Origin of the sequence: Denitratisoma sp. DHT3 (genome assembly GCF_007833355.1) — a bacterium.
In the GTDB taxonomy this organism is placed as follows: domain Bacteria; phylum Pseudomonadota; class Gammaproteobacteria; order Burkholderiales; family Rhodocyclaceae; genus Denitratisoma.
On sequence record NZ_CP020914.1, the window covers coordinates 3429598 to 3449037 of the forward strand.

The window sequence follows — 19440 nt, forward strand, 5'->3', positions numbered from 1 at the left end:
ATGAAAGCATTGCTCGATCTATTCAAGCAAGTCACGCAGGAAGAGGAATTCGACGCGATCACCATCGGTCTGGCCTCGCCTGACAAGATCCGTTCCTGGTCCTATGGCGAGGTCAAGAAGCCGGAGACCATCAACTACCGCACCTTCAAGCCGGAGCGCGACGGTCTGTTCTGCGCCAAGATCTTCGGCCCGGTGAAGGACTACGAATGTCTGTGCGGCAAGTACAAGCGTCTCAAGCATCGTGGCGTGATCTGCGAAAAGTGCGGCGTCGAAGTGACCCAGGCCAAGGTGCGCCGCGAGCGCATGGGCCACATCGAGCTGGCCAGCCCGGTCGCTCATATCTGGTTCCTCAAGTCCCTGCCCAGCCGTCTCGGCATGGTGCTGGACATGACGTTGCGCGACATCGAGCGGGTGTTGTATTTCGAAGCCTTCGTCGTCGTCGAGCCCGGTATGACGCCGTTGAACCGCGCGCAACTGCTGACCGAAGACGATTATCTGGCCAAGGTCGAGGAGTACGGCGACGACTTCACCGCGGTGATGGGCGCCGAGGGCATCCGGGAACTGCTGCGCACCATCGACATCGGCCACGAGATCGAGCGCCTGCGCCAGGAACTGGAAACGACCGGTTCCGAGGCCAAGATCAAGAAGCTCGCCAAGCGCCTCAAGGTGTTGGAGGCCTTCCAGCAATCCGGCATCAAGCCCGAGTGGATGGTGCTGGAAGTGCTGCCGGTGCTGCCTCCCGACCTGCGTCCCCTGGTGCCCCTGGATGGCGGCCGTTTCGCCACTTCGGACCTGAACGACCTGTACCGCCGGGTGATCAACCGCAACAATCGCCTGAAGCGCCTGCTGGAGCTGAAGGCGCCGGACATCATCGTCCGCAACGAGAAGCGGATGCTGCAGGAGTCGGTGGACTCCCTGCTTGACAACGGTCGCCGCGGCAAGGCCATGACCGGCGCCAACAAGCGTCCGCTGAAGTCCCTGGCCGACATGATCAAGGGCAAGTCCGGCCGCTTCCGGCAGAACCTGCTGGGCAAGCGGGTGGACTATTCCGGCCGTTCCGTGATCGTGGTGGGGCCCCAGCTCAAGCTGCACCAGTGCGGTCTGCCCAAGAAGATGGCGCTGGAACTGTTCAAACCCTTCATCTTCGAGCGTCTCGAGAAGATGGGCATCGCCAGTACCATCAAGGCGGCCAAGAAGGAAGTCGAGGCCGAGACCGGTATCGTCTGGGATATTCTGGAAGAAGTGATTCGCGAGCATCCGGTGCTGCTGAACCGCGCGCCGACGCTGCACCGGCTTGGCATCCAGGCTTTCGAGCCGACCCTGATCGAAGGCAAGGCCATCCAGCTCCATCCCCTGGTATGTACCGCCTTCAACGCCGACTTCGACGGCGACCAGATGGCCGTGCACGTGCCGCTGTCCCTGGAAGCCCAGATGGAAGCCCGCACTCTGATGCTGGCCTCCAACAACGTACTGTCTCCTGCCAACGGCGCTCCCATCATCGTTCCGTCCCAGGACGTGGTGCTGGGGCTGTACTACGCGACCCGTGAACACGCCGCCGCTCGTGGCACCGGGATGTATTTCACCGACGTCGCCGAGGTGCTGCGCGGCGTGGAGTCGCGCCAGGTGGACCTCCACGCCCGGATCTCGGTGCGCATCAAGGAGTACGACCGTGATGGTGACGGCTGGAAGGAAAAAGTCACCCGCTACTCGACCACGGCGGGCCGCGCCATCCTGTCCGAAATTCTCCCCAAGGGGCTGCCGTTCAAGGTCATCGACAAGGCGCTGAAGAAGAAGGAAATCTCCAAGCTGATCGACGAGTCCTTCCGCCGCTGCGGCCTCAAGGACACCGTGGTGTTCGCCGATCAACTGATGCAGTCCGGCTTCCGCCTGGCCACCCGCGGCGGCATCTCGATCGCCGTGGACGACATGCTGGTGCCCAACCAGAAACACGCGATCATCGACCAGGCCGAGGGCGAGGTTAAGGAAATCGAGCGCCAATACACCTCCGGTCTGGTGACCGTGGGCGAGCGCTACAACAAGGTGGTGGATATCTGGGGCCGTGCCGGCGACCAGGTGGCGAAGGCGATGATGGACCAGCTTTCCCATCAGGAAGTGACCAATCATGAAGGGAAGGCCGTCAAGCAGGAGTCCTTCAACTCCATCTACATGATGGCCGACTCCGGCGCCCGCGGCTCCGCCGCCCAGATCCGCCAGCTGGCCGGCATGCGCGGCCTGATGGCCAAGCCCGACGGCTCCATCATCGAGGTGCCCATCACGACGAACTTCCGCGAGGGCTTGAACGTTCAGCAGTACTTCATCTCCACCCACGGTGCCCGTAAGGGTTTGGCCGACACGGCGCTGAAGACCGCCAACTCGGGCTACCTGACCCGCCGCCTGGTGGATGTGACCCAGGACCTGGTGGTCACCGAACTGGATTGCGGCACCCAAAACGGCTTTGCCCTGCGCGCGCTCGTGGAGGGCGGCGAGGTGATCGAGCCCCTGCGCGAACGGATTCTGGGGCGGGTGGTCGCCAGCGACGTGATCAATCCCGATACGCAGGACGTGGTCTTCGAGGCGGGTACTTTGCTCGACGAGGACGCGGTCGACCTGATCGAGAGCCTGGGGATCGACGAAGTGCGCGTGCGCACGGCGCTGACCTGCGAGACCCGCTACGGCCTTTGCGCCAAGTGTTATGGCCGCGACTTGGGTCGCGGCTATCTGGTGAACGAGGGTGAAGCGGTCGGTGTCGTTGCCGCCCAATCCATCGGTGAACCCGGCACCCAGTTGACGATGCGTACCTTCCACGTCGGTGGTGCTGCTTCCCGGGCCGCCGCGCAGAGTCAGGTGGAGGCCAAGAGCGCCGGTACGGCCAACCTGTCCGCCACCATGCGCTATGTCACCAACCCGAAGGGCGAGAAAGTCGTGATTGCCCGTTCCGGCGAGGTGGTGATCGCGGACGACAATGGCCGCGAACGCGAGCGCCACAAGGTGCCTTACGGCGCCACCTTGTTGATCGAGGACGGCCAGCAGATCAAGGCCGGCGCCCAGCTGGCCAACTGGGACCCCCATACGCGCCCGATCGTGACCGAGTATGCGGGTACGGTGAAGTTCGAGCATGTGGAGGAAGGCGCCACCGTCGCCAAGCAGATCGACGAAGTCACCGGTCTGTCGACCCTGGTGGTGATCGAGTCCAAGGGACGCGGCAAGTCGTCGGCCAAGGGCTTGCGGCCCCAGGTCAAGCTGCTCGACGAACATGGCGAGGAAATCAAGATTCACGGCACCGACCATGTGGTGACCATCACCTTCCAGGTCGGCTCGATCATCACGGTGAAGGATGGACAGCCGGTCTCCGTGGGCGAAATTCTGGCCCGCATCCCCCAGGAGTCGGCCAAGACCCGCGACATTACCGGCGGTCTGCCCCGCGTTGCAGAGTTGTTCGAGGCTCGTTCGCCCAAGGACGCAGGCGTATTGGCCGAGGTGACCGGTACCGTTTCCTTCGGCAAGGACACCAAGGGCAAGCAGCGCCTGGTCATCACGGAACCCGATGGCACGGCGCATGAGTACCTGATCTCGAAGGACAAGCACGTCATGGCCCACGACGGCCAGGTCGTCAACAAAGGCGAGGTCATCGTCGACGGTTCGGCCGATCCTCATGACATCCTGCGTCTGAAGGGCGTCGAAGAGCTGGCGCGCTACATCATCGACGAAGTGCAGGACGTGTATCGTCTGCAGGGCGTGAAGATCAACGACAAGCATATCGAGGTGATCGTCCGCCAGATGCTGCGCCGCGTGGTCGTCACCGATCGTGGCGACTCCAAGTTCATCCGCGAGGAGCAGGTCGAGCGTTCGCTGCTGCTCGATGAGAATGACAAGCTGCTGAGCGAGGGCAAGCGGCCGGCGGACTATCAGCACCAGCTGCTGGGCATTACGAAGGCGTCTTTGTCGACCGATTCGTTCCTGTCCGCCGCCTCCTTCCAGGAGACTACCCGCGTTCTGACCGAGGCCGCGATCATGGGGAAACGCGACGAATTGCGGGGCCTCAAGGAAAACATCATCGTTGGCCGCCTCATTCCGGCCGGTACCGGCCATGCCTACCATCAGACCCGACGCAAACAGTCCGACGGGCTGGATGCAGCGGAAGGGGTGTTCGACTTGCCGCCCGCAGAAGAAAGCTCGACGGAGGGTACTCAAGCCGCTTGACGGCGATGGGTGCCATTACTATAATCCAGCCTCTTTGCTCCCGGCAGGGGGCTTGGTTTTGCCAATTTTAGTTATTGGAACAACTACTTATGCCAACCATTAACCAACTGGTGCGCAAGTCGCGCCAGTCTCCGAAGACCAAGAGCAAGGTGCCTGCGCTCGATAGCTGCCCCGCCAAGCGCGGCGTTTGCACTCGCGTATATACCACCACTCCGAAGAAGCCGAACTCCGCGCTGCGGAAGGTTGCCAAGGTACGTCTGACCAATGGCTTCGAGGTTATTTCCTATATTGGCGGCGAGGGGCACAACCTTCAGGAGCACTCTGTGGTTCTGATTCGTGGCGGCCGTGTGAAGGATTTGCCGGGTGTCCGTTATCACATCGTGCGCGGCAGTCTCGATACCCAGGGTGTCAAGGATCGGAAGCAGTCGCGTTCCAAGTATGGCGCCAAGCGCCCCAAGGCGGCTTAACGGCTCGCGCAGTTCAGGAGTAGATCATGCCTCGTCGTCGTGAAGTTCCTAAGCGGGAGATTCTTCCCGATCCCAAGTTTGGCAACGTGGAAGTTTCCAAGTTTGTCAATGTGTTGATGTCCGCTGGTAAGAAGTCGGTCGCCGAGCGCATCATTTATGGTGCGTTCGATCAGATCAAGACCAAGAGCGGAAAGGATCCCCTGGAGGTTTTCATCCAGGCGATCGGCAATGTGAAGCCTGTGGTTGAGGTGAAGAGTCGCCGCGTTGGTGGTGCCAACTACCAGGTGCCGGTTGAGGTGCGTCCCTCTCGCCGTTTGGCGCTGTCAATGCGCTGGTTGCGCGAGGCGGCCCGCAAACGCTCCGAGAAGTCCATGGGGCAGCGTCTGGCGAGTGAATTGCTGGAAGCCTCGGAAGGTCGCGGGGCGGCGATGAAGAAGCGCGAGGAAGTGCATCGTATGGCTGAGGCCAACAAGGCCTTCTCGCATTTCCGGTTCTGATGTACTGAATGGCGCGCTGCCTGTGGTAGCGCGCTTCATCTTCTACTAGCCGCCCTGGCTCCCGATGCTTTCGGGGCCATGGCGGTTTGACTTAAATAAGGCAGGTAATCAAAGTGGCCCGCAAGACTCCCATCGAGCGCTATCGCAATATCGGTATTTCAGCGCATATCGACGCCGGCAAGACGACGACGACCGAGCGTATTCTTTTTTACACCGGTGTGAATCATAAGCTCGGTGAGGTTCATGATGGCGCAGCCACCATGGACTGGATGGAGCAGGAGCAGGAGCGGGGGATTACCATTACCTCGGCTGCGACCACCTGTTTCTGGAAGGGTATGGACATGTCCCTCCCCGAGCATCGGTTCAATATCATCGATACGCCGGGACACGTGGATTTCACGATCGAAGTGGAGCGTTCCATGCGGGTGCTGGATGGCGCCTGCATGGTTTACTGTGCCGTGGGCGGTGTTCAGCCTCAGTCTGAAACCGTGTGGCGTCAGGCCACCAAGTACAAGGTGCCGCGTCTGGCCTTCGTGAACAAGATGGACCGCTCCGGTGCCAACTTCTTCAAGGTCGTGGAGCAGATGAAGACCCGCCTCAAGGCCAATCCGGTTCCTGTGGTGGTTCCCATTGGCGCCGAGGATAGCTTTGCTGGGGTCGTGGATCTGATCAAGATGAAGGCGATCCTCTGGGATGAGGCGTCCCAGGGTATGAAGTTCGACTACGCTGATATTCCTGCTGATTTGCAGGAGGTGGCCCAGACTTGGCGCGAGCAGATGATCGAGGCTGCTGCCGAAGCTTCCGAAGAGTTGATGAACGAGTATCTCGAATCCGGCGAGCTGTCGGAAGAGAAGATCAAGCTCGGTCTGCGTCAGCGCACCATCGCATGCGAGATTCAGCCCATGCTTTGCGGGTCCGCTTTCAAGAACAAGGGCGTGCAGCGCATGCTGGATGCCGTGATCGAGTTTCTGCCTTCCCCGGTGGATATCCCCCCGGTTACCGGTGTCGATGAGCGGGAGCAGGAAGTCAGTCGCAAGGCTGATGACGGCGAGAAGTTCTCCGCTCTGGCGTTCAAGCTGATGACCGACCCCTTTGTTGGTCAGCTTACCTTTATCCGGGTTTATTCCGGAGTACTGAACTCTGGGGCCACGGTCTACAACCCCGTCAAGGGCAAGAAGGAGCGCATCGGCCGCATCCTGCAGATGCATGCCAACAACCGGGAAGAGATCAAGGAGGTGCTGGCCGGCGATATCGCTGCCTGCGTTGGCCTAAAGGAAGTGACCACCGGTGAAACGCTGTGCGACCCCGATGCGCCGATCATTCTGGAGCGCATGGTGTTCCCCGAGCCGGTGATCCACGTCGCCGTCGAGCCCAAGACCAAGGCAGACCAGGAAAAGATGGGCATTGCCCTGGGGCGTCTGGCGCAGGAGGATCCTTCCTTCCGCGTCCGTACCGACGAGGAGTCCGGTCAGACCATCATCTCGGGCATGGGTGAATTGCACCTGGACATCATCGTCGACCGCATGCGGCGCGAGTTCAACGTCGAAGCCAACGTCGGTGCGCCTCAGGTGGCCTACCGCGAAGCGGTGCGCAAGGCTGTCGAGCAGGAGGGCAAGTTCGTCAAACAGTCGGGCGGTCGGGGTCAATACGGCCATGTCTGGATCAAACTGGAGCCGAACGAGGCGGGCAAGGGCTACGAATTCGTCGATGCCATCAAGGGCGGCACGGTGCCTCGCGAATACATTCCGGCGGTCGACAAGGGCCTGCAGGAAACGCTGCCGAATGGTGTGCTGGCCGGCTTCCCGGTGGTGGACGTCAAGGTCACGTTGTTCGATGGTTCCTATCACGATGTGGACTCCAACGAGAATGCCTTCAAGATGGCTGCCTCCATGGCATTCAAGGATGCGATGCGCAAGGCCAATCCGGTATTGCTCGAGCCGATGATGGCGGTGGAAGTCGAGACGCCGGAAGACTACATGGGCAACGTGATGGGCGACTTGTCGTCCCGGCGCGGCATCGTTCAGGGCATGGATGACATTCCTGGCGGCATGAAGGCAGTGCGCGCAGAGGTGCCTCTGGCCGAGATGTTCGGCTACGCGACGCAACTGCGCTCCCTGACCCAGGGGCGCGCCACCTACAGCATGGAATTCAAGCACTACTCCGAGGCGCCGAAGAACGTCGCGGAAGCTGTTATCAACAAGAAATAACCGTTCTTTAAAGGAAGCGAAAAATGGCAAAAGGCAAGTTTGAGCGTACGAAGCCGCACGTGAACGTGGGGACGATTGGTCACGTTGACCATGGCAAGACGACGTTGACGGCGGCGATCACGACAGTGCTGTCGACGAGGTTTGGTGGCGAAGCGAAGGGCTACGACCAGATCGATGCGGCGCCGGAAGAGAAAGCGCGGGGCATCACGATCAACACCTCCCACGTCGAGTACGAGACCGAGACGCGTCACTATGCCCACGTGGATTGCCCGGGCCACGCCGACTACGTGAAGAACATGATCACCGGTGCCGCCCAGATGGACGGTGCGATCCTGGTGTGTTCCGCCGCGGACGGCCCCATGCCGCAGACCCGCGAGCACATCCTGCTGGCGCGCCAGGTGGGCGTGCCCTACATCATCGTGTTCCTGAACAAGTGTGACATGGTGGATGACGCCGAACTGCTCGAGCTGGTGGAAATGGAAGTGCGCGAGCTGCTGTCCAAGTACGACTTCCCGGGCGACGACATCCCCATCATCAAGGGTTCCGCCCTGAAGGCGCTGGAAGGTGACAAGGGCGACCTGGGCGAAGGTGCCATCCTGAAGCTGGCCGAAGCCCTGGATACCTACATCCCGACCCCCGAGCGCGCCATCGACCTGCCCTTCCTGATGCCGATCGAAGACGTCTTCTCGATCTCCGGTCGCGGCACCGTCGTGACCGGTCGTGTCGAGCGCGGCATCGTCAAGGTTGGCGAGGAAATCGAAATCGTGGGCATTCGTCCCACCACCAAGACCACCTGTACCGGCGTGGAAATGTTCCGCAAACTGCTGGATCAGGGCCAGGCGGGCGACAACGTTGGCGTGCTGCTGCGCGGCACCAAGCGTGAGGACGTGGAGCGTGGCCAGGTGCTGGCCAAGCCGGGTTCGATCAACCCGCACACCCATTTCACCTCCGAGGTGTACATCCTGTCGAAGGACGAAGGTGGTCGTCACACCCCATTCTTCAACGGCTATCGTCCGCAGTTCTACTTCCGCACGACCGACGTGACGGGGTCGATCGAGCTGCCGGCGGGAGTCGAGATGGTGATGCCTGGCGACAACATCGCGATGACGGTGAAGCTGATCGCGCCGATCGCCATGGAGGAAGGTCTGCGCTTCGCGATCCGCGAGGGCGGCCGCACCGTGGGCGCCGGCGTCGTCGCCAAGATCGTCGAGTAATTGGGCGGTTGCTATTCATTGGAAAGGGCGGTAATATGCCGCCCTTTTCGCGCCCCGGTCTTTCGGGGTATTGCTCTTTAAGGATTCGTTATGCAAAGCCAGAAGATTCGGATTCGCCTCAAGGCATTCGATTACAAGCTGATCGATCAGTCCGCTCTTGAAATTGTGGAAACCGCGAAGCGCACGGGGGCGGTGGTACGTGGCCCGGTGCCGCTGCCCACCCGGATCGAGCGCTTTGATGTGTTGCGTTCGCCTCATGTGAACAAGTCGTCGCGGGATCAGTTCGAGATTCGCACCCATCAGCGTCTGATGGACATCATCGATCCTACCGACAAGACGGTGGATGCGCTGATGAAGCTCGACTTGCCTGCTGGCGTGGATGTCGAGATCAAGCTGCAGTAACGGGTTGTAGTGTGTTGAGTATTCCCGATGGTTTTCGGGATCGGTGCGGCGAAAGCTGCAAAGGTAGTCGGGCCCGGCCAATCGTAGCCGGGGTTTAGGAGAAAAAAATGAGTCTAGGCCTTGTTGGACGCAAGGTCGGCATGACGCGTATCTTTGCCGAGGATGGTGTCTCCATTCCGGTGACGGTGCTCGATGTGTCGAACAATCGCGTCACGCAAATCAAAACGCCTGACATCGACGGCTATGCCGCGGTTCAGGTGACGTTTGGCAAGCGTCGTGCCAGTCGGGTGAATAAGCCCGAGGCGGGACATCTTGCCAAGGCTGGCGTTGAAGCCGGTCAAATCCTCAAGGAATTTCGTGTCGACCTCGATCAGCTGGGTGGATTCAAGGCTGGTGATGTGATTTCGGTTTCGATTTTTCAGCCGGGTCAGAAGGTCGATATCAGTGGCACCTCCATCGGCAAGGGCTTTTCCGGCTCGATCAAACGCCACAATTTCTCTTCGAACCGCGCTAGTCACGGTAACTCCGTGTCGCATAATTCGCCCGGTTCCATTGGTATGGCGCAAGACCCCGGTCGCGTCTTCCCCGGCAAACGGATGGCGGGACACTTGGGTGATGTCAAGTGCACGACGCAGAATCTCGAGGTGGTGCGTGTGGATGAGGCGCGTCAGTTGCTCCTGGTGAAGGGGGCGGTTCCGGGTGCCAAGGGCGGCGATGTGGTCGTTCGTCCTGCGGTCAGGGCTTAAGGAGGGCGCATGGAACTTACGTTGATTAATGAGCAGGGGCAGCAGGCCGCGACAGTGTCGGCTTCTGACAGCCTGTTTGGTCGCGACTTCAATGAGGCCCTGGTGCATCAGGTCGTGGTGGCCTATCAGGCCAATGCGCGCTCTGGCAATCGCAAGCAGAAGGATCGCGAGGAGGTCAAGCACACGACCAAGAAGCCCTGGCGTCAGAAGGGTACCGGTCGGGCGCGTGCGGGCATGAGCTCTTCGCCGCTGTGGCGCGGGGGTGGTCGCATTTTCCCGAACTCGCCGGAAGAGAATTTCTCCCAAAAGGTCAATCGCAAGATGTTCCGGGCTGGCGTCGCGGCCATCCTGTCGCAGCTCGCTCGCGAGGGGCGTCTGGCAGTGGTGGAGAATTTCGCGGTGGAAGCGCCCAAGACCAAGCTCGTGGCTCAGAAGCTCAAGGGCATGGGCATCGATTCCGCGTTGGTGATCACCGATGTTCTGGATGACAACCTGCTCCTGGCTTCGCGCAATCTGCCGAACGTACTCGTGGTAGAGGCTCATCAGGCTGATCCGGTCTCCCTGATCCGCTTCCCCAAGGTCCTGTTGACCAAGGGCGCGGTTGCCAAGATGGAGGAGATGCTGGCATGAGTAACTTTAACCAAGAGCGTTTGCTGCAGGTGCTGGTTGCACCGCAGATTTCCGAAAAGGCAACCATGGTTGCCGATGCCAACGAGCAAGTGGTGTTCATCGTTGCTCCCGACGCCACCAAGCCGGAAATCAAGGCGGCCGTTGAGTTGCTGTTCAAGGTTCAGGTGAAATCGGTTCAGGTCTCCAATCTGAAGGGCAAGGTAAAGCGCTTCGGGCGCACCATGGGCCGTCGCAGTGATGTGAGGAAGGCCTTCGTGTGCTTGATGCCGGGCCAGGAGATCAATTTCGTTGAGGGAGGTGCTGCGTAATGGCACTCGTCAAAGTCAAACCGACCTCGCCCGGGCGCCGCGCCGTTGTAAAGGTTGTCAATCCCAATCTGCACAAGGGGCAGCCTTACGCCGCGCTGGTGGAGGCCAAGGGCAACGCTGCTGGCCGCAACGTACACGGCAGGATCACCACTCGTCACAAGGGTGGTGGGCACAAGCAGAATTATCGCGTCATCGATTTTCGTCGCACCAAGGATGGTATTCCCGGCAAAGTGGAGCGTCTCGAGTACGACCCCAATCGCTCGGCGAACATCGCATTGATCCTCTATGCCGACGGCGAGCGTCGCTACATCGTCGCCACCAAGGGCATGGTTGTCGGTCAGGAGATCATGAGCGGGTCCGAGGCGCCGATCAAGTCCGGCAATGCCTTGCCGATTCGCAACATCCCGGTCGGTACCACGATCCACTGCGTGGAAATGACGCCCGGCAAGGGTGCCCAATTGGCACGCTCTGCCGGCGCCTCCGTGCAGCTGCTCGCTCGGGAGGGTATGTATGCTCAGTTGCGGCTGCGCTCCGGCGAGATCCGTCGCGTGCATGTGGAGTGCCGCGCCACCGTGGGCGAGGTCGGCAACGAAGAGCACAGCCTGCGCAAGATCGGCAAGGCCGGCGCCAATCGTTGGCGTGGCATTCGTCCGACGGTGCGCGGTGTGGCCATGAACCCGATCGATCACCCGCATGGTGGCGGTGAGGGGCGTACCGGCGAAGGGCGTGTGCCTGTCAGTCCCTGGGGGCAACCGACCAAGGGCTACCGTACCCGTAGCAACAAGCGCACGGACAATATGATCGTCCAGCGTCGTTACAAGCGATAAGAGGTAATCATGGCTCGTTCGATCAAAAAAGGTCCGTTCATTGACGATCATCTGCTGAAGAGGGTGGAGGCTGTTCGTTCCAGCAACGATAAGCGCCCGATCAAGACGTGGTCGCGCCGTTCCACCATTCTGCCCGACTTTGTCGGCTTGACCATCGCCGTTCACAACGGCAAGCAGCATATTCCGGTGTATATCTCGGAGAACATGGTTGGGCACAAGTTGGGTGAGTTTGCCCTGACCCGCACGTTCAAGGGTCACACCGGCGGCAAGAAGGCCGCTGGCAAGCGGTAAGGAGTGACGATGGAAACCAATGCAACTCTGCGTGGTGTTCGCCTCTCGGCTCAGAAGGGTCGGCTCGTGGCCGATCTGATTCGGGGCAAGTCGGTGGATCAGGCGCTGAATATTCTGGCCTTCAGCCCCAAGAAGGGTGCGACGATCATCAAGAAAGTGCTCGAGTCGGCGATCGCCAATGCCGAGCACAACGATGGTGCTGACATCGACACGCTGGTGGTGAAGCGCATTTACGTGGAAAAAGGAGCAGTGCTGAAGCGGTTCACTGCCCGTGCCAAGGGGCGTGGCAATCGTATTCTGAAGCCCACTTGTCACATTTTCGTGACTGTCGGAGAGTAAGGAAAACCTATGGGACAGAAGATTCATCCGACCGGGTTCCGTCTCTCGGTCACGCGGGACTGGGCTTCGCGCTGGTACGCTTCCAGCCGTAACTTCCCGCAAATGCTCAAGGAAGACATCGAGGTTCGCGATTATCTGAAGAAGAAGCTCGCGCATGCGTCCGTCGGGCGCGTGGTGATCGAACGCCCGGCGAAGAACGCCCGCGTGACGGTTTTCAGCGCTCGTCCTGGTGTGGTAATCGGCAAGAAGGGCGAGGACATCGAGCAACTGAAGGCCGAACTCCAGAAGCGCATGGGCGTTCCGGTCCATGTGAATATCGAGGAAATTCGCAAGCCCGAGATCGATGCACAGTTGATCGCCGACTCGATCGCTCAGCAGCTCGAGAAGCGCATCATGTTCCGGCGTGCGATGAAGCGCGCCATGCAGAATGCGATGCGTCTGGGTGCGCAAGGCATCAAGATCATGAGCGGTGGCCGTTTGAATGGTGCTGAAATCGCACGTACCGAATGGTATCGTGAGGGTCGTGTGCCGCTGCATACGCTCCGCGCAGATATCGACTACGGCACTTCCGAGGCCAAGACCACCTACGGCATTATTGGTATCAAGGTGTGGGTGTTCAAGGGCGAGATGATGGGCAAGAACGAGGCGCCTGCCGCGGAGCTGCCCGGAGAGGAGCCTTCCAAGCGTCCGCGTCGCGCGGCTCGCCCCGGTGCGCCGCGGAACGAAGCGGATGCCAAGCGTCCGCGCCGCGCAGCCGGTGACGTCAAGCCTGAAGGCGAAGGCGGCGAGGCGGCCAAGGCTCCGGTCAAGCGCGTGCGCAAGGCCGCTACCCCCAAGGCTGAAGGCAGCCAGGAAGTTAAGGAGTAATGAGTCATGCTGCAACCTTCACGCAGGAAGTACAGAAAAGAACATAAGGGTCGCAATACGGGGCTGGCCACTCGTGGCGCCAAGGTCAGCTTTGGCGAGTATGGGCTGAAAGCGATCGGTCGTGGCCGTTTGACGGCGCGTCAGATCGAGGCTGCCCGTCGTGCCATGACGCGTCATATCAAGCGCGGCGGTCGTATTTGGATTCGTATTTTCCCGGACAAGCCGATTTCGAAGAAGCCGGCCGAAGTTCGTATGGGTAACGGTAAGGGTAATCCCGAATACTGGGTCGCTGAGATCCAGCCGGGCAAGGTTCTCTACGAGATGGATGGTGTGGATGAGGCGCTGGCACGGGAGGCTTTCCGCCTGGCGGCCGCCAAATTGCCTTTGCCGACTACCTTCGTTACGCGTCATTTGGGGTAAGAGATGAAAGCCAGTGATTTGAGGCAAAAGAACGAGGCTGAACTCCAGAAGGAACTGCTGGATCTGCGCCGTGCGCAGTTCTCCCTGCGCATGCAGGCCGCGACCCAGCAGCTTTCCAATACGAGTCAGATTGGTAAAGTGCGTAAAGATATCGCGCGGGTCAAGACCATGCAGCGCGAGAAGGCGACTGCGAAATGAGCGAAACTCAGCAATCCATGCGTCGTACCCTTCAGGGGCGCGTCGTGAGCGACAAGATGGCCAAGACCGTCACGGTTCTGGTGGAGCGGCGTGTCAAACACCCGGTAATCGGCAAGGTGATGACGCGTTCGAAAAAGTATCACGCCCATGTCGAAGGCCTGGAAGCTCATGACGGCGACCTGGTCCAGATCGAGGAGTGCGCTCCCGTGTCCCGCACCAAGGCTTGGCGGGTGACCAAGGTAGTCGAAAAAGCCCGGATCGTCTGATTTAGGGTAATACGTTGTTGACAGGAGAGTGGCGGGTGCTTATCATCCCGCCTCTTTTCCGCTGCTGAATACTTCGGGTTCGGCATATCAGCCCCAAGCGGGTTCCAAGACTGACCGTCCGAGCTTGGCTTGGGTGGATTAAGTTGGAGAGTAAATATGATCCAAATGCAATCGCAGCTCGACGTCGCCGACAATACCGGTGCGCGTTCGGTTATGTGCATCAAGGTGCTGGGTGGCTCCAAGCGCCGCTATGCAGGTATTGGCGACATTATCAAGGTCAGCGTCAAGGATGCTGCGCCGCGTGGTCGCGTGAAGAAGGGCGAGGTTTACAACGCCGTGGTGGTTCGTACCGCCAAGGGCGTGCGTCGTCCCGATGGCTCCCTGGTCAAGTTCGATGGCAATGCCGCGGTTCTCCTCAATAACAAGCTGGAGCCGATTGGCACTCGTATCTTCGGGCCGGTGACGCGTGAGCTGCGTACCGAGCGCTTCATGAAGATCGTCTCCCTGGCGCCTGAGGTTCTCTGAGGGTTCGGTTATGGATAAGATTCGTAAGGGTGATTCCGTCGTTGTAATGGCGGGCAAGGACAAGGGCAAGCGCGGTGCGGTGACGCGGCGCGTTGATGACGAGCGTGTCGTGGTTGAAGGGGTGAATCGTGTGAAGCGGCACGTGCGCCCGAATCCGCTCAAGGGTCAGCCAGGCGGCATCGTCGAGAAGGAGATGCCGATCCATGTGTCCAATTTGGCGCTGTTCAATCCGGCTACGCAGAAGGGGGATCGCGTCGGCTTCAAGGTGCTGGAGGACGGTCGCAAGGTTCGGGTGTTCAAGTCCAGTGGCGAATTGGTGGAGGCTTAAGGATCATCATGGCGCGCTTGCAAGAGTTTTATAAGCAGACGGTGGCTCCTGAGCTTCTCGCGAAGTTCGGTTACAAGTCTGTCATGGAGGTTCCGCGTATCACCAAGATCACTCTCAACATGGGGGTTGGTGAGGCGGTCGGCGATAAGAAGGTCTTGGAGAACGCGGTTGGCGACATGGTGAAGATCGCCGGTCAGAAACCCGTTGTGACCAAGGCTCGCAAGGCGATCGCGGGTTTCAAGATTCGCGAGGGCTACCCGATTGGTTGTATGGTGACCTTGCGCGGTACCCGCATGTTTGAATTCCTTGATCGCTTCATTACCGTTGCGATGCCTCGTATTCGCGACTTTCGCGGTGTGGGTGGTAAAGGATTCGACGGTCGTGGCAATTACAACATCGGCGTGAAAGAGCAGATTATTTTCCCCGAGATCGAGTACGACAAAATCGACGCTTTGCGTGGCATGAACATCAGTATCACGACCACTGCGAAGACCGACGAGGAAGCCAGGGCGCTTCTCGCGGCATTCAAATTCCCCTTCAAGAGCTGAGGGATCCATGGCGAAACTTGCAATCAAAAATCGCGAAGATAAGCGTGCCAAGATGGTGGCCAAGTATGCCGCCAAGCGCGCCGAATTGTTTGCTGTCATCAACAACGTCCGCCTCTCCGATGAGGAGCGCATGGACGCACGGCTGAAGCTGCAGAAGTTGCCGCGCAACTCGAGTCCGAGTCGTCAGCGCAATCGCTGCGCGCTGACCGGTCGCCCGCGGGGTGTATTTCGCAAATTTGGTCTGTGCCGCAACAAGCTGCGCGAGATCGCCATGCGGGGTGAGGTTCCCGGCATGACCAAGGCCAGCTGGTAAGGAGTCTGAGATGAGTATGACCGATCCCATTGCCGACATGCTGACTCGCATTCGTAATGCTCAGATGGTTGAGAAGGCTTCCGTTTCCATGCCGGCATCCAAAATCAAGGCGGCAATTGCCAAGGTGCTGAAGGACGAGGGTTATATCGAAGATTTTGCTCTGCGGCAGAACGAGGGCAAGTCTGAGTTGGATATTGCTCTCAAGTACTACGCTGGTCGCCCTGTTATCGAGCGCATCGAGCGGATTTCCAAGCCTGGTCTGCGCGTGTACAAAGGCAAGGACGAATTGCCTCGCGTCATGAATGGTTTGGGCGTTGCCATCGTGTCCACCCCCAAGGGGGTGATGACCGATCGCAAGGCGCGGGCCAGCAATGTTGGTGGCGAAGTTCTTTGCGTCGTCGCCTAAGGAGAGTGTTGCGATGTCCCGTGTAGCAAAATATCCCGTTGAATTGCCCAAGGGTGTCGAAGTCACTCTGGGGGCTGTCGAGGTCACCGTCAAGGGCCCGTTGGGTACGCTGAGTCAGTCGCTCCTTCCTTCCGTTAAGGTGGAGAAGGAAGGCGAGGCGCTGTTCTGTCGTGCGGTTGAGGGTGCCATCAGTGGTGGTGCCATGTCCGGCACGATGCGTGCGCTGCTCAATAATATGGTGCTTGGTGTCTCCAAGGGGTTTGAACGCAAGCTGTCTCTGGTCGGCGTTGGTTACCGAGCTCAGGCTCAGGGCGATAAGTTGAATCTGACCCTTGGTTTTTCTCATCCTGTCGTTCATCAGATGCCTAATGGCATCAAGGTGGAAACGCCGAGTCAGACCGAGATATTGATCAAGGGTATCGACAAGCAAAAGGTGGGGCAGGTGGCAGCCGAAGTCCGTGCGTACCGTCCCCCCGAGCCCTACAAGGGCAAAGGTGTCCGCTATGCGGATGAAGTGGTTACGATCAAGGAAACCAAGAAGAAGTAAGGGCGCGAAATCATGGATAAGAAACAAGCTCGTTTGCGTAGGGCGCGCAAAACCCGCGCCAAGATTGCAGAGCTCAGGTCTGTGCGACTTGCTGTGCATCGCTCCAACTGTCATATCTATGCTCAGATTTTTTCTGAGTGTGGAACCAAGGTGCTGGCTGCGGCTTCGACTGCCGAGCAGGGCGTGCGTGGTCAGGTTGCCAATGGCGGCAACGTCGAGGCTGCCAAATTGGTGGGCAAGTTGATTGCTGAGCGCGCTCTGGCGGCTGGTGTGAATCAAGTGGCCTTTGATCGGTCTGGCTTTCACTATCACGGCCGCGTTAAGGCGTTGGCTGAGGCTGCCCGCGAAGGCGGCCTCAAGTTCTAAGCGGAGATTCAAATGGCAAAACCGCAAGGTAGGAAACCTCAGCAGGCCAATGAGGAGCGCGACGATGGCATGCGCGAGAAGATGGTCTCGATCAATCGCGTCACCAAAGTCGTCAAGGGTGGTCGGATTCTGGGCTTTGCCGCCCTCACGGTAGTGGGCGACGGCGATGGCGGCATCGGCATGGGCAAGGGCAAGTCCCGCGAAGTGCCGGTGGCAGTGCAGAAGGCGATGGAAGAAGCGCGTCGCAAGATGAACAAGGTCAATCTGCGGGATGGCACCCTGCATCATTCCGTAACCGGAAAGCATGGCGCAACCACGGTGCTCATGTCCCCTGCGGCTGCCGGTACTGGCGTGATTGCTGGGGGCCCCATGCGCGCTGTCTTCGAGGTGATGGGTGTTACCGACGTCGTTGCCAAGGCGATCGGCTCCACCAATCCGTACAACCTGGTTCGGGCGACGATTAACGGTCTCCTCGCTACCAGCACTCCCGCCGAAATCGCGGCCAAGCGCGGTAAAACCGTGCAGGAAATTCTGGAGTAAGTCATGGCCGAGAAAACCGTTAAAGTCACTCTCGTTAAGAGCGTCATTGGTACCAAGCAGGACCATCGCGCTACGGTTCGGGGGTTGGGATTGCGGCGTCTTCACCATACGGTCGAGTTGAAGGACACGCCGGAAGTGCGCGGCATGATTCACAAGGTCGCCTATCTCCTGAAGTGCGAGGGTTAATACGTCATGGAACTGAATAATCTCAAGCCCGGCATCGGCGCCAAGCATGCCGCCAAGCGTGTGGGGCGCGGTATTGGTAGCGGCCTGGGTAAAACCTGCGGTCGCGGCCACAAGGGTCAGAAGTCCAGGGCCGGCGGCTTTCACAAGGTAGGTTTCGAGGGCGGCCAAATGCCGCTGCAACGCCGCCTTCCCAAACGCGGCTTCGTTTCGCTGACGCGTGCCCGCAATTATGAGGTTCGGTTGTCTGAACTGGATAAGCTGCCGGTGGAAGAGGTCGACTTGCTGGCGCTGAAGCAGGCCGGGGTCGTGCCCATTGATGCGTTGGCTGCGAAGGTGATTTTGTCCGGTGCGATCACTCGCAAGGTCAAATTGACCGGTGTGGCAGCGACCCGTGGGGCTAAAGCCGCTATTGAGGCGGCCGGCGGCTCGGTTGCGGGCGAGTAAGTAGTTTCGGACAGGAAGCCATGGCCAACGCAGCTGCAAGTTCGCTCGTCTCTACCGGAAAGTTCGGCGATCTTTGGCGTCGGCTATGGTTCCTTCTGGGCGCGCTGGTGGTGTATCGAATCGGCGCGCACATTCCGGTGCCCGGGATCGACCCGGCGGGGCTGTCGGAGCTGTTCTCTCGGGAAAAGGGCGGGATTCTCGGAATTTTCAACCTGTTCTCCGGCGGTGCGCTCTCGCGTTTCACGATCTTTGCGCTGGGCATCATGCCTTACATTTCCGCATCGATCATCATGCAATTGATGGCGATTGCCTCCCCGACATTGGAAGCCTTGAAGAAGGAAGGTGAGGCCGGGCGCCGCAAGATTACACAGTACACACGCTATGGCACTGTTGCGTTGGCATTATTCCAGGCAATGGGTATTGCAGTGGCACTGGAGTCGCAGGCGGGTTTGGTGATTGAACCTGGGTTTGTGTTTCGACTCACGACGGTTGCGACGTTGGTGACTGGCACGATGTTTTTGATGTGGCTCGGAGAGCAGATCACCGAGCGTGGGCTCGGCAACGGCATTTCTATCATCATCTTCGCCGGCATTGCGGCTGGATTGCCCAATGCGTTGGCCGGGTTGTTCGAATTGGTCAGAACGGGTGCCATGCACGCGTTGACCGCATTGTTTATCTGTGCTCTGGTCGTATTGGTGACCGGCTTCGTGGTGTATGTTGAGCGCGGCCAGCGCAAGATCCTGGTTAATTACGCAAAGCGTCAAGTCGGTAATAAGGTGTATGGTGGTCAGAGTTCTCACCTGCCTCTCAAATTGAATATGGCAGGTGTCATTCCTCCGATCTTTGCATCGTCGATAATTCTGTTCCCGGCCACGGTTGCCCAATGGTTTGGTTCATCCGAGCGAATGAACTGGCTGAAGGATATTGCCGCGAAATTGTCGCCGGGCCAGCCGATTTACGTCATGCTTTATGCGGCGGCGATTGTATTCTTTTGCTTCTTCTATACGGCATTGGTTTTCAATGCACGGGAGACTGCGGATAACTTGAAGAAGAGTGGGGCTTTCGTTCCAGGCATCCGACCTGGTGACCAGACAGCTCGCTATATCGACAAGATCCTGATGCGCTTGACGATGGTGGGTGCGGTTTACATTACGTTGGTTTGTTTGTTGCCTGAGTTTCTTATTTTGAAATGGAACGTTCCTTTCTATTTCGGTGGAACGAGTCTGCTGATCATTGTGGTGGTCACGATGGACTTCATGTCACAGGTACAAGCTTACGTAATGTCTCACCAGTATGAGAGCCTGCTTAAAAAGGCGAACTTCAAAGGCGCAGGATTTCCGGCGCGTTGAGCGTGACAT

General features: G+C 59.2%; 27 protein-coding genes. All 27 read left to right on the forward strand.

What is annotated here, in order from left to right; all coding sequences use genetic code 11:
* The 27 genes from rpoC (at window position 1) to secY (ending at window position 19431) form a co-directional block, all read left to right on the forward strand.
* On the forward strand, window positions 1–4200 hold the full coding sequence (rpoC, locus tag B9N43_RS15845; protein ID WP_145843164.1) for a DNA-directed RNA polymerase subunit beta': 4200 nt from the start codon (window positions 1–3) through the stop codon (window positions 4198–4200).
* 89 nt (window positions 4201–4289) lie between these two features.
* Window positions 4290–4667 (forward strand): 30S ribosomal protein S12, encoded by a 378-nt coding sequence (gene rpsL / locus B9N43_RS15850; protein WP_145843165.1) that lies wholly within the window; start codon window positions 4290–4292, stop codon window positions 4665–4667.
* 26 nt (window positions 4668–4693) lie between these two features.
* Complete coding sequence (gene rpsG / locus B9N43_RS15855; protein ID WP_145843166.1) at window positions 4694–5164, forward strand: 30S ribosomal protein S7; 471 nt, start codon at window positions 4694–4696, stop codon at window positions 5162–5164.
* Window positions 5165–5277: 113 nt separating this feature from the next.
* Window positions 5278–7371, forward strand: a complete 2094-nt coding sequence (gene fusA, locus B9N43_RS15860) for an elongation factor G (protein ID WP_145843167.1) — start codon at window positions 5278–5280, stop codon at window positions 7369–7371.
* 23 nt (window positions 7372–7394) lie between these two features.
* Complete coding sequence (gene tuf, locus B9N43_RS15865; protein ID WP_145843168.1) at window positions 7395–8585, forward strand: elongation factor Tu; 1191 nt, start codon at window positions 7395–7397, stop codon at window positions 8583–8585.
* Window positions 8586–8675: 90 nt separating this feature from the next.
* Window positions 8676–8987, forward strand: coding sequence for a 30S ribosomal protein S10 (gene rpsJ / locus B9N43_RS15870; RefSeq protein WP_145843169.1), 312 nt, complete (start codon window positions 8676–8678; stop codon window positions 8985–8987).
* Between the two features lie 107 nt (window positions 8988–9094).
* Window positions 9095–9733 (forward strand): 50S ribosomal protein L3, encoded by a 639-nt coding sequence (gene rplC / locus B9N43_RS15875; RefSeq protein WP_145843171.1) that lies wholly within the window; start codon window positions 9095–9097, stop codon window positions 9731–9733.
* Between the two features lie 9 nt (window positions 9734–9742).
* Complete coding sequence (gene rplD, locus B9N43_RS15880) at window positions 9743–10363, forward strand: 50S ribosomal protein L4 (protein WP_145843172.1); 621 nt, start codon at window positions 9743–9745, stop codon at window positions 10361–10363.
* On the forward strand, window positions 10360–10671 hold the full coding sequence (rplW, locus tag B9N43_RS15885) for a 50S ribosomal protein L23 (RefSeq protein WP_145843173.1): 312 nt from the start codon (window positions 10360–10362) through the stop codon (window positions 10669–10671). The genes rplD and rplW overlap by 4 nt, the downstream gene beginning before the upstream one ends.
* The gene (gene rplB / locus B9N43_RS15890) at window positions 10671–11498 is read left to right on the forward strand and encodes a 50S ribosomal protein L2 (protein ID WP_145843174.1); all 828 of its coding nucleotides are present in this window, start codon (window positions 10671–10673) and stop codon (window positions 11496–11498) included. Before rplW ends, rplB begins: the two co-directional genes overlap by 1 nt.
* A gap of 9 nt (window positions 11499–11507) precedes the next feature.
* A complete protein-coding gene (gene rpsS / locus B9N43_RS15895) occupies window positions 11508–11789 on the forward strand; it encodes a 30S ribosomal protein S19 (protein WP_145843175.1) in 282 nt (93 codons plus the stop codon).
* Between the two features lie 9 nt (window positions 11790–11798).
* Window positions 11799–12128 carry a 50S ribosomal protein L22 gene (gene rplV / locus B9N43_RS15900; protein WP_145843176.1) on the forward strand — a complete coding sequence of 110 codons (330 nt, stop codon included), beginning with the start codon at window positions 11799–11801 and terminating at the stop codon, window positions 12126–12128.
* A gap of 9 nt (window positions 12129–12137) precedes the next feature.
* A complete protein-coding gene (rpsC, locus tag B9N43_RS15905) occupies window positions 12138–12995 on the forward strand; it encodes a 30S ribosomal protein S3 (protein WP_145843177.1) in 858 nt (285 codons plus the stop codon).
* 6 nt (window positions 12996–13001) lie between these two features.
* Entirely contained in the window at window positions 13002–13415 is a 414-nt protein-coding gene (gene rplP / locus B9N43_RS15910; RefSeq protein ID WP_145843178.1) for a 50S ribosomal protein L16, read from the forward strand.
* A 3-nt stretch (window positions 13416–13418) separates the two neighbouring features.
* Window positions 13419–13613, forward strand: coding sequence for a 50S ribosomal protein L29 (gene rpmC, locus B9N43_RS15915; RefSeq protein WP_145843179.1), 195 nt, complete (start codon window positions 13419–13421; stop codon window positions 13611–13613).
* Window positions 13610–13879 (forward strand): 30S ribosomal protein S17, encoded by a 270-nt coding sequence (gene rpsQ / locus B9N43_RS15920; protein WP_145843181.1) that lies wholly within the window; start codon window positions 13610–13612, stop codon window positions 13877–13879. Before rpmC ends, rpsQ begins: the two co-directional genes overlap by 4 nt.
* A gap of 156 nt (window positions 13880–14035) precedes the next feature.
* Complete coding sequence (rplN, locus tag B9N43_RS15925) at window positions 14036–14404, forward strand: 50S ribosomal protein L14 (RefSeq protein ID WP_145843182.1); 369 nt, start codon at window positions 14036–14038, stop codon at window positions 14402–14404.
* A gap of 10 nt (window positions 14405–14414) precedes the next feature.
* On the forward strand, window positions 14415–14732 hold the full coding sequence (gene rplX, locus B9N43_RS15930) for a 50S ribosomal protein L24 (RefSeq protein WP_145843183.1): 318 nt from the start codon (window positions 14415–14417) through the stop codon (window positions 14730–14732).
* An 8-nt stretch (window positions 14733–14740) separates the two neighbouring features.
* Window positions 14741–15280 carry a 50S ribosomal protein L5 gene (gene rplE, locus B9N43_RS15935; protein WP_145843184.1) on the forward strand — a complete coding sequence of 180 codons (540 nt, stop codon included), beginning with the start codon at window positions 14741–14743 and terminating at the stop codon, window positions 15278–15280.
* A 7-nt stretch (window positions 15281–15287) separates the two neighbouring features.
* Window positions 15288–15593 (forward strand): 30S ribosomal protein S14, encoded by a 306-nt coding sequence (rpsN, locus tag B9N43_RS15940; RefSeq protein ID WP_145843185.1) that lies wholly within the window; start codon window positions 15288–15290, stop codon window positions 15591–15593.
* A 10-nt stretch (window positions 15594–15603) separates the two neighbouring features.
* Complete coding sequence (gene rpsH / locus B9N43_RS15945; protein ID WP_145843186.1) at window positions 15604–15999, forward strand: 30S ribosomal protein S8; 396 nt, start codon at window positions 15604–15606, stop codon at window positions 15997–15999.
* A 13-nt stretch (window positions 16000–16012) separates the two neighbouring features.
* Window positions 16013–16546 (forward strand): 50S ribosomal protein L6, encoded by a 534-nt coding sequence (gene rplF, locus B9N43_RS15950; protein ID WP_145843187.1) that lies wholly within the window; start codon window positions 16013–16015, stop codon window positions 16544–16546.
* A 12-nt stretch (window positions 16547–16558) separates the two neighbouring features.
* Window positions 16559–16912 (forward strand): 50S ribosomal protein L18, encoded by a 354-nt coding sequence (gene rplR, locus B9N43_RS15955; protein ID WP_145843188.1) that lies wholly within the window; start codon window positions 16559–16561, stop codon window positions 16910–16912.
* Between the two features lie 12 nt (window positions 16913–16924).
* Window positions 16925–17452: a 30S ribosomal protein S5 gene (gene rpsE, locus B9N43_RS15960; protein WP_145843189.1), complete on the forward strand. Its 528-nt coding sequence runs from the start codon at window positions 16925–16927 to the stop codon at window positions 17450–17452.
* Window positions 17453–17455: 3 nt separating this feature from the next.
* Window positions 17456–17638 carry a 50S ribosomal protein L30 gene (rpmD, locus tag B9N43_RS15965; RefSeq protein WP_145843191.1) on the forward strand — a complete coding sequence of 61 codons (183 nt, stop codon included), beginning with the start codon at window positions 17456–17458 and terminating at the stop codon, window positions 17636–17638.
* 6 nt (window positions 17639–17644) lie between these two features.
* The gene (gene rplO, locus B9N43_RS15970; protein ID WP_145843192.1) at window positions 17645–18082 is read left to right on the forward strand and encodes a 50S ribosomal protein L15; all 438 of its coding nucleotides are present in this window, start codon (window positions 17645–17647) and stop codon (window positions 18080–18082) included.
* A gap of 20 nt (window positions 18083–18102) precedes the next feature.
* Complete coding sequence (gene secY, locus B9N43_RS15975; RefSeq protein WP_145843193.1) at window positions 18103–19431, forward strand: preprotein translocase subunit SecY; 1329 nt, start codon at window positions 18103–18105, stop codon at window positions 19429–19431.
* The last annotated feature ends 9 nt before the right edge of the window (window positions 19432–19440 follow it).